This window comes from Pseudomonas sp. PS02303, assembly GCF_029959925.1.
Classification (GTDB): domain Bacteria; phylum Pseudomonadota; class Gammaproteobacteria; order Pseudomonadales; family Pseudomonadaceae; genus Aquipseudomonas; species Aquipseudomonas mandelii.
In genome coordinates this window covers 1-8,515 of record NZ_JASCOM010000251.1, presented here as the reverse complement: position 1 = coordinate 8,515, position 8,515 = coordinate 1, and the positions used below count along the sequence as shown (strand labels likewise).

Here is an 8,515-nt window from a genome sequence, read left to right as displayed (position 1 = left end):
GCTCGCGAAAGCGGTGTGTCAGCCAACATCAATGTTGAATGTTAAACCGCATTCGCGAGCAGGCTCGCTCCCACAGTTTGAACCGGTTCCTTCAGAGAAAAACAATAGTTTGAAGAGGACAATGCCATGCAAACCAAACTCTTGATCAACGGCCAACTGATCGACGGCGACGGCCCCGCCCAACCTGTGTTCAACCCGGCCCTCGGCCGTGTGCTGGTGGAAATCAACGAAGCCAGCGAAGCCCAGGTCAATGCCGCCGTGCAAGCCGCCGACAGCGCCTTCGAAAGCTGGTCGCAAACCACGCCGAAGGAACGCTCGCTGCTGCTGCTCAAACTCGCCGACGCCATTGAAGCCCACGGCGAAGAGCTGGCCAAGCTGGAGTCGGACAACTGCGGCAAACCCTACAGCGCTGCGCTGAACGATGAGATCCCGGCGATTGCTGACGTGTTCCGTTTCTTCGCCGGCGCCAGCCGTTGCATGAGCGGTTCGGCGGGTGGCGAGTACTTGCCCGGCCACACCTCGATGATCCGCCGCGACCCGGTTGGCGTGATCGCCTCCATCGCGCCGTGGAACTACCCGCTGATGATGGTCGCCTGGAAAATCGCCCCGGCCCTCGCCGCCGGTAATACCGTGGTGCTCAAGCCGTCAGAACAAACCCCGCTGACCGCGCTGCGTCTGGCGGAACTGGCGTCGGAAATCTTCCCGGCCGGCGTGCTCAACCTCGTCTTCGGCCGTGGTCCTACCGTTGGCAGCCCATTGGTCACGCACCCGAAAGTGCGCATGGTCTCGCTGACTGGCTCGATCGCCACCGGATCGAACATCATTTCCAGCACCGCCGACAGCGTCAAACGCATGCACATGGAACTGGGCGGCAAGGCCCCGGTGATCATCTTCGACGACGCCGACATCGACGCCGCCGTGGAAGGCATTCGCACCTTCGGTTTCTACAACGCTGGCCAGGATTGCACCGCAGCTTGCCGCATCTACGCGCAGGAAGGCATCTACGACAAATTCGTCGAGAAGCTTGGCGAAGCGGTCAGCAGCATCAAGTACGGGTTGCAGGATGACCCGTCGACCGAGCTGGGGCCGCTGATCACTGCGCAGCACCGTGACCGCGTGGCGGGCTTTGTCGAACGTGCCGTGGCGCAACCGCATATCCGCCTGGTCACCGGTGGCAAGTCTGTGGAGGGGAATGGTTTCTTCTTCGAGCCGACGGTGCTTGCGGACGCTCAACAGGACGACGAAATCGTCCGTCGCGAAGTGTTCGGGCCCGTGGTGTCGGTGACCAAATTCATCGATGAAGCCCAGGTGCTGGGCTGGGCCAACGATTCGGACTACGGCTTGGCGTCGTCGGTCTGGACCTCTGATGTCGGTCGCGCGCATCGCTTGTCTGCCCGCTTGCAATACGGCTGCACCTGGGTGAATACGCACTTCATGCTGGTCAGCGAAATGCCCCATGGCGGTCAGAAACTGTCTGGCTACGGGAAGGACATGTCCATGTATGGGCTGGAGGATTACACCGTAGTGCGGCATGTGATGTTCAAGCATTAAAAGCTTCGCGGGCACGCCTCGCTCCTACAGGTTCGCCGCAGTACCTGTAGGAGCGAGGCTTGCCCGCGAAGGCATCACCTCGGTTTCAAGGTAGAAACCGGCACCACGCACCACCAGGGTTCAACGCCAGAAAACCAAAACAATAACCACCGATCCGGGCAGCGCCTCCAAGGCCCCGCCACGGTTTCGGACATCCGAAATCTGCCGATTTTCCGGAGCTGACACACCATGAGCGCATCACCCGAACTCTCTGTAGCCGTTGCCGACAGCGACGCCGAGCAGCTACGCAAGCTGGGTTACACCTCGAACTTCAACCGCAGCATGAGCCTGTGGGAAAACTTCGCCCTGGGCTTCACTTACCTCTCCCCGGTCGTCGGGGTTTATACCCTCTTCGGCCTGTGCCTGGCCGCCGGTGGACCGCCGATGTTCTGGGCTTATTTACTGGTCGGTTGCGGCCAGTTGCTGGTGTGCCTGATCTTCGGTGAAGTGGTCTCGCAGTTCCCGATTTCCGGCGGCGTGTACCCCTGGGCTCGTCGCTTGGTGGGCAAGCGCTGGGCGTGGATGGTCGGCTGGATCTACTCCATCGCCCTGTGTGTGACCATCGCTGCCGTTGCCGTCGGTGCCGGTCCGTACCTGGCCGCAATGATGGGCTTTGAACCGAGCAATAACACCAACATCGTCATCGCGCTGTTCCTGACGCTGTTCGCCACCCTGGTCAACCTCAGCGGCACCAAAATGCTGGCGCGGATCGCCATGTTCGGCTTCCTTTGCGAGCTGGTCGGCGCAGTGATCGTTGGCGTCTACCTGCTGATCTTCGAGCGTCACCAGTCGATCAGCGTGTTGTTCAACACCTTCGATATCAGCATTGACGGCTCGTACCTGCCGGCCTTCCTCACCGCCTCGCTGGCGGGGATGTTCCTGTACTACGGCTTCGAGGCCTGCGGCGACGTGGCCGAAGAAACCCCGAACCCAAGCAAGCAGATTCCGGTGGCCATGCGCATGACCATCTACATCGGCGGCATCGCGGCGATGTTCGCCTGCCTGGCGCTGATCCTCGCCGTGCCGGACATGCAAGCGGTAATCAACGGCACCGACAAAGACCCGGTCACCACCATCCTCAACAACGCCTTCGGCCCGGTCGGCTCGAAAGTGGTCATGGGCGTGGTGATGATTTCCTTCATCTCCTGCGTCATCAGCCTGCAAGCGGCGGCGAGTCGTCTGCTGTACTCCTACGCCCGAGATGAAATGGTCATCGGCAGCTCGCTGCTGAAGAAGATTTCTCCTACGACCCAAGTGCCTGTGGCTGCGCTGTTCGTGTCCGGCGTCCTGCCGGCCCTGATCATCATCCTCGGCTTCTTCCTGCAAGATGCGGTGGCAACCATCGTCAGTTTCGCGGCGATCGGCATCTATCTGGCGTTCCAGATGATCGTCCTCGCCGCGCTATACGCACGCCTGAAAGGCTGGAAACCAAGCGGCAAATTCACCCTCGGCGGTTGGGGGTGGGCGGTGAACATTGGCGCGCTGGTTTATGGCGTCGGCGCGATCATCAACATGGCCTGGCCGCGCACACCGGATGCGGCGTGGTACATCAACTATGCGATGGTGTTGAGTACAGCGATCGTTATTGGGTTGGGGTTGTTGTACATGTGGTTGGCCAAGCCGTATGACCACGGGACTGCGCCGGCGGGGGATGCGTGGAAGGTTAGTCGGTAATTGATTTCGCCCCGGGGCTGGTTGTGGCACCGGGGCGAGTTGTTACGAAGTTAGATCGATTGAGGCGCGGAAAGGACTTCAAACTCATCCATCAACAGATGGATTTCAGTACTTGGATTGAGCTCACCGCTGTTAACAGCATCGAGAAGAATTCGAGGAGCAAGTACCCTCGCTGTATTGAAAGGCTCTCCCTTCAACAGATCAAAATGACTGACATTTTTACCCTTCTCATAATTCTCCATCAGAGGTTGGCCCCTAAGACTCTTGGTAACAAGTTCGCCAGGGGATTTTCCACCTGCAGCAGCGAATGGCTTTCTGTTGTAGCCAAAGTGCAGTAGCAACCAAAACTCGAAACAGGGAAAAGACGCTATCACTTTTATCTTGGGATGCGGTTTTGCCAAGTCGACCGCACGGTCGAAGCAAAGGTGAGTGTCACGGTCCAAGGCACAAAAAACCTTATCGAAGTTTCTTTGCCGTGCAATTGCTCTTTCGACAATCCCGCTAGGATGAGTCACGCCGCAATGGGCAACTTCAACCTGAGCATTGGCACGAAAGTGAAAGGCCGCATCCTCCAGATATCGCTTACCTGACTGACTGTCCTCACAAAGGATCAGCACCTTGGGTTGCGGTTTGAACCGTGATTTCTTTCGATCAAATAAGCGTGTCGTGCGCACCATGGTCACCTCCGCCTGATCAACGGCAAACCACGGTAACGGCCTTCGAAGTACCGCTTCTCGACGTCTTCTCCCTCGCGCCCATCAAAATCGTGAACGGAAAAAAGACAGGTTGCGCCGTTGGCATCACGCTCGGTGATCCAGAATTGATCGCGCCGCAGCGTTTGGGTATCCATTAGATGCGTGTCGTGAGTCGTGAAAATCAGCTGGGTGTTCTGCCCGCTGTCCAGATGTTTTCCAATCAGATCAGCCACTATTGCTGGATGAAGGCTGCTGTCCAACTCATCGACGGCCAGTATCCCGCTCCCGTCTGTGTGATTGATCATGAACCAGGGCAACCAGAATCCAATCAGGTTTTTTGTGCCACCAGACTCTTCTGAAAAATCAAACTCCGCATCTCCAAGATGACTCGTGTGCGTCAGGGTCACTTTGTCTTTTCGCGCCGCGGCGAAGAATTCTTTGAGCGTGAGTTTTCTGCTGGCTGGAGCAGCGTCTGCATCAGAATTGAGCTGAATGTCCGAGACTGGAATATCTACCTCTAGTAGAAAGTCTCTCAAGTTGCACGTGTAGTCCGATGCCATCTGAAGAAACCGGATGGAGGCTGCCGACAACCCCATCATGTTGTTCTGCTCGATGACGAGAAGCCCGGATTGAAACCAGCTAAAAGGCTCTCGCAACTGCGTCAGCTCTTCGCTGCTGTTCGCGACGGCCTGTGCAATGAACAACATCTTCGGGCTGGTCAAACGCCGCCAGGCATTGTGAACCTCTTTTCCTCCGTCAAGGCTTGAGCCAAACACGTACTGCTCACCCTCCTCCCCCAAACAACGCTGGTATAACAGCGTCTCCTTTCCTTTCGGATAAGAGACGAGGTGTTCCTCGATGATTCGCTGCGCCGTCATTCGCAGTAAAAACCGATAGCGGAGTGAGCCTTGAATAAAGTTGTATTCGAAACAACTTGGCTCGTCGTTAAGCTGCGGGTCAAAACGAAACGGGGAAACCGGTAGCGATTCCTCATTTGAGGTCGGAGGCGCAGCGAGCAAGCTTCCCATAATTCCCATCGCCCGGATCAGCGACGATTTACCCGACGCGTTCGGCCCGTATATCGCAGCGATCTTCAGTAAGTCCGGCAGTTTTTCTCCATTCACCGGCGACTTGAAAAGGTTGCGCTTTTTGCTCAGGCGCGGCGTTGCTGCCATGGACAGGGTTTGCTTGTCACGGAAGGAGCGGTAATTGGAAACTGAAAATTCGATCAACATGTAGCAAACCTGCAGTTCGTTCCTGAAAGCGGAAAAAACTATAGGAAAAACCAGGGCGACGATGCTGCTTCAGCGCACTTCAGGCAAAAACAGGAAATTCCTACAGATCAAGCCTTCCGGTGAAGACTCCAATTCCTACAACGCGCGGCGCCAGAGTAGACTTGGCGCCGCGAGCGCCTGAACGATAGGCTTTACCTCGTCGCTGCCAAATCAGCGACCCGGTGTCGAAGCCGGTAAATCATCAACATGGCGCATCCGCGCCCCCATATGAACTGGGGCAATTTTTTGCCTTTCAGTTTTGCTTTATGGTGGGCCGTGTGGCGCGGGCCTCTTGGCTTGCATGTTGATCGAGAATGTCCCGACTTCGAACGCCGCACGGTCCGCCACCCATAATCTGTCGAAGGATTAGTGGCGGCTCCCTTTTCAACATGGAGTCGAAAAATGCTCAAGCACACGCTAAATCCGTCTGAACCCCATCCTCATTTCATCCCTACCGTCTTCACCCGCCACAACCGCTTCCTCCACGCCTTCATGCAGGACAACCAAGCCTGGTTCTGCGTCCAGGACCTCGGTCGCTTGATGGGCCGTCCGCTGGACCAACGTCTCACCCTGAAACTCGATCCCGATCAACGCCGATACGTCTGGTTGCTGAAGGATGGCAAAACCGTCGAATCGTTGATGGTCAGCGAATCGGGAATGTATGCATTGCTAGTCCACCATTTCATCCCGGAAAACCGAAACCTGCGTCAGTGGCTAAGCAACGAAGTCATCCCAACGCTGCGTGAGTCGGAAGCGGCTGTGGATAACATTCCAAGTCTGAGTTCGTTGCAGTGGGCAGGCATCTCGGTGCCGCTGCTGCACTGGCAGCATCAAGCCTGGATCAAGTGGCGCGACATGCCGGATCTGATGCAGGCACAGCGACCGTTCACGATCGTGGGCACTTGCAGTTGAAGGCAGGGTGAAAAATGAAAAAGGGGCAGACTTTACAGTCCGCCCCTTGGCTTAGCGCTCAAAACCGCGAAACACTCCGCATCGCATCCACCAGATACCGCATCGCAATCCGGTCGTTTTCCGACAGCTCGCGATACCGCTCCAGCAGCTTCATTTCGTCCGAACTGAGGCGATGCCTTCGCCGCCCGGTGGCCAGGCAAGGGAAGATTCCCAACATTTCTGTGATGCCTTGTACTTTCGTCATGGACGATGTCCTTCTATAAGCCCGAGAAAACTTCAAAAACCGCATCGCCCTATCCTTTTATTAGCCGCCGGCCTGAAGGGCAGAAACCGGTCATGAACACAGGATAGGAACATTCCCGGCGCTGAAAAGCGGTTTTTAGAGTAATTAGTCAAAAAAAGCAGAAATGCCCTATAAATCAGAAAGTGCTGTCGGAAAAATTCACCGACATGTCTTGTTTCATTGCCGCATCATCAAAGTGCTACCAATCATTTTTTCTCTGCAACCGAACGGTTTAAGCTATTTGTTATCTGTTTAAAGTCCGTTGCGTTTGGCCGAAGGCATGTCCGAACCGATATTTTTGATCCAGCACGTGCCAGGAACGGCGCGGGATTGTTCACGACAGGTTGTACTTATGCATCGCAGGAATTTGCTCAAAGCGTCCATGGCCATCGCTGCCTACACCGGTTTGTCGGCCACCGGCCTGCTCGCCTCCCGTGCCTGGGCGGCCAGCGGCACCGCTGACGGCGCAGCCCAGGCGTTCGATTTCGAGACGCTGAAGATTCAGGCCAAGCAACTCGCCGGCAATCGCTATCAGGACACCAAGCAGGTGCTGCCGCCGACGCTGGCGACCATGACGCCGCAGAATTTCAACGCGATCCGCTACGACGGCAACCACTCGCTGTGGAAAGACTTGAACGGTCAGCTGGACGTGCAGTTCTTCCACGTCGGCATGGGCTTCAAGCAGCCGGTGCGCATGTACAGCGTCGATCCCAAGACCCGCCAGGCCCGTGAAGTGCATTTCCGCCCTTCCCTGTTCAACTATGAAAAAACCACGGTCGACACCAAGCAGCTCACCGGCGACCTGGGGTTTTCCGGGTTCAAGCTGTTCAAGGCCCCGGAACTGGACAGACACGATGTGTTGTCCTTCCTCGGCGCCAGTTATTTCCGTGCGGTAGACGCCACCGGCCAGTACGGTCTGTCGGCCCGCGGCCTGGCCGTCGATACCTACGCCAAGAAGCGTGAGGAATTCCCGGACTTCACCAAATTCTGGTTCGAGACCCCGGGCAAGGACAGCACCCGCTTTGTGGTCTACGCGCTGCTGGATTCGCCGAGCGCCACTGGCGCCTATCGCTTTGACATCGATTGCCAGGCCGAACGCGTGGTGATGGAGATTGACGCCCACATCAACGCGCGCACCGCCATCGAACAACTGGGCATCGCACCGATGACCAGCATGTTCAGCTGCGGCACCCACGAGCGCCGGATGTGCGACACCATTCACCCACAGATTCACGACTCCGACCGACTGGCCATGTGGCGCGGCAACGGCGAGTGGATCTGCCGTCCGCTGAACAACCCGGCGACCCTGCAGTTCAACGCCTTCGCCGACACCGACCCGAAAGGTTTCGGCCTGGTGCAGACCGATCACGAGTTCGCCAACTATCAGGACACCGTTGACTGGTACAGCAAGCGTCCAAGCCTGTGGGTAGAACCTACGACCGCGTGGGGCGAAGGCTCTATCGATCTGTTGGAAATTCCTACAACCGGCGAAACCCTCGATAACATCGTCGCGTTCTGGACCCCGAAGAAGCCGGTCGCGGCCGGTGATTCCCTGAACTACGGCTACAAGCTCTACTGGAGCGCCCTGCCACCGGTGAGCACGCCGCTGGCGCGGGTCAATGCGACCCGTTCGGGCATGGGCGGGTTTGTCGAAGGCTGGGCACCGGGCGAGCATTACCCGGAAGTCTGGGCTCGACGCTTTGCCGTGGACTTCAACGGTGGCGGCCTGGATCGCTTGCCGGAAGGCGCGGGGATCGAGCCCGTGGTGACCTGCTCGAACGGCGAGGTGAAGGACTTCAACGTGCTGGTGCTGGATGACATCAAGGGCTATCGGATTACCTTCGATTGGTACCCGACCAATGACAGCGTGGCGCCGGTTGAGCTGCGGTTGTTCATTCGCACTAATGACCGGACGTTGAGTGAGACCTGGTTGTACCAGTATTTCCCGCCAGCGCCGGATAAGCGTAAGTACACCTGAGAGCAATAGGTTGTCTGGGCTTGCCCCTTCGCGAGCAGGCTCGCTCCCACAGTTGATCTGCGGCGTATACAGAATTGTGCTCCATGGAGCTCCAGTGTGGGAGCGAGCC

General features: G+C 57.3%; 7 protein-coding genes. 4 read left to right on the top strand and 3 right to left on the bottom strand.

Translation table 11 applies throughout. From position 1 onward, the window contains the following. Nucleotides 1-126: 126 nt before the first annotated feature. Both QMX98_RS29250 and QMX98_RS29245 read left to right on the top strand, forming a co-directional pair. Nucleotides 127-1,551 (top strand): gamma-aminobutyraldehyde dehydrogenase, encoded by a 1,425-nt coding sequence (locus QMX98_RS29250; protein WP_172792313.1) that lies wholly within the window; start codon nucleotides 127-129, stop codon nucleotides 1,549-1,551. 228 nt (nucleotides 1,552-1,779) lie between these two features. Further along, complete coding sequence (locus tag QMX98_RS29245; RefSeq protein ID WP_169856294.1) at nucleotides 1,780-3,264, top strand: amino acid permease; 1,485 nt, start codon at nucleotides 1,780-1,782, stop codon at nucleotides 3,262-3,264. A gap of 50 nt (nucleotides 3,265-3,314) precedes the next feature. On the opposite strand, the gene QMX98_RS29240 is transcribed toward QMX98_RS29245, so the two are convergent. After that, nucleotides 3,315-3,941: an RloB family protein gene (locus QMX98_RS29240; RefSeq protein WP_102593533.1), complete on the bottom strand. Its 627-nt coding sequence runs from the start codon at nucleotides 3,939-3,941 to the stop codon at nucleotides 3,315-3,317. Between the two features lie 2 nt (nucleotides 3,942-3,943). Next, nucleotides 3,944-5,194: an ATP-binding protein gene (locus QMX98_RS29235; protein WP_102593534.1), complete on the bottom strand. Its 1,251-nt coding sequence runs from the start codon at nucleotides 5,192-5,194 to the stop codon at nucleotides 3,944-3,946. A 441-nt stretch (nucleotides 5,195-5,635) separates the two neighbouring features. Here QMX98_RS29235 and QMX98_RS29230 point away from each other — a divergent pair, with 441 nt between their 5' ends. Further along, on the top strand, nucleotides 5,636-6,145 hold the full coding sequence (locus QMX98_RS29230) for a Bro-N domain-containing protein (RefSeq protein WP_282411774.1): 510 nt from the start codon (nucleotides 5,636-5,638) through the stop codon (nucleotides 6,143-6,145). 58 nt (nucleotides 6,146-6,203) lie between these two features. On the opposite strand, the gene QMX98_RS29225 is transcribed toward QMX98_RS29230, so the two are convergent. After that, the gene (locus QMX98_RS29225; RefSeq protein ID WP_010462962.1) at nucleotides 6,204-6,389 is read right to left on the bottom strand and encodes a hypothetical protein; all 186 of its coding nucleotides are present in this window, start codon (nucleotides 6,387-6,389) and stop codon (nucleotides 6,204-6,206) included. A 391-nt stretch (nucleotides 6,390-6,780) separates the two neighbouring features. Between QMX98_RS29225 and QMX98_RS29220 the strand changes: the two genes are divergently transcribed. Beyond that, nucleotides 6,781-8,406: a glucan biosynthesis protein D gene (locus QMX98_RS29220; protein ID WP_282411773.1), complete on the top strand. Its 1,626-nt coding sequence runs from the start codon at nucleotides 6,781-6,783 to the stop codon at nucleotides 8,404-8,406. The last annotated feature ends 109 nt before the right edge of the window (nucleotides 8,407-8,515 follow it).

Bases quoted from the DNA above. Each gene is read 5' to 3' on its own strand.
- QMX98_RS29240 (WP_102593533.1), bottom strand. From the start codon at position 3,941: ATGGTGCGCACGACACGCTTATTTGATCGAAAGAAATCACGGTTCAAA.
- QMX98_RS29250 (WP_172792313.1), top strand. From the start codon at position 127: ATGCAAACCAAACTCTTGATCAACGGCCAACTGATCGACGGCGACGGC.
- QMX98_RS29230 (WP_282411774.1), top strand. From the start codon at position 5,636: ATGCTCAAGCACACGCTAAATCCGTCTGAACCCCATCCTCATTTCATC.
- QMX98_RS29245 (WP_169856294.1), top strand. From the start codon at position 1,780: ATGAGCGCATCACCCGAACTCTCTGTAGCCGTTGCCGACAGCGACGCC.
- QMX98_RS29225 (WP_010462962.1), bottom strand. From the start codon at position 6,389: ATGACGAAAGTACAAGGCATCACAGAAATGTTGGGAATCTTCCCTTGC.
- QMX98_RS29220 (WP_282411773.1), top strand. From the start codon at position 6,781: ATGCATCGCAGGAATTTGCTCAAAGCGTCCATGGCCATCGCTGCCTAC.
- QMX98_RS29235 (WP_102593534.1), bottom strand. From the start codon at position 5,194: ATGTTGATCGAATTTTCAGTTTCCAATTACCGCTCCTTCCGTGACAAG.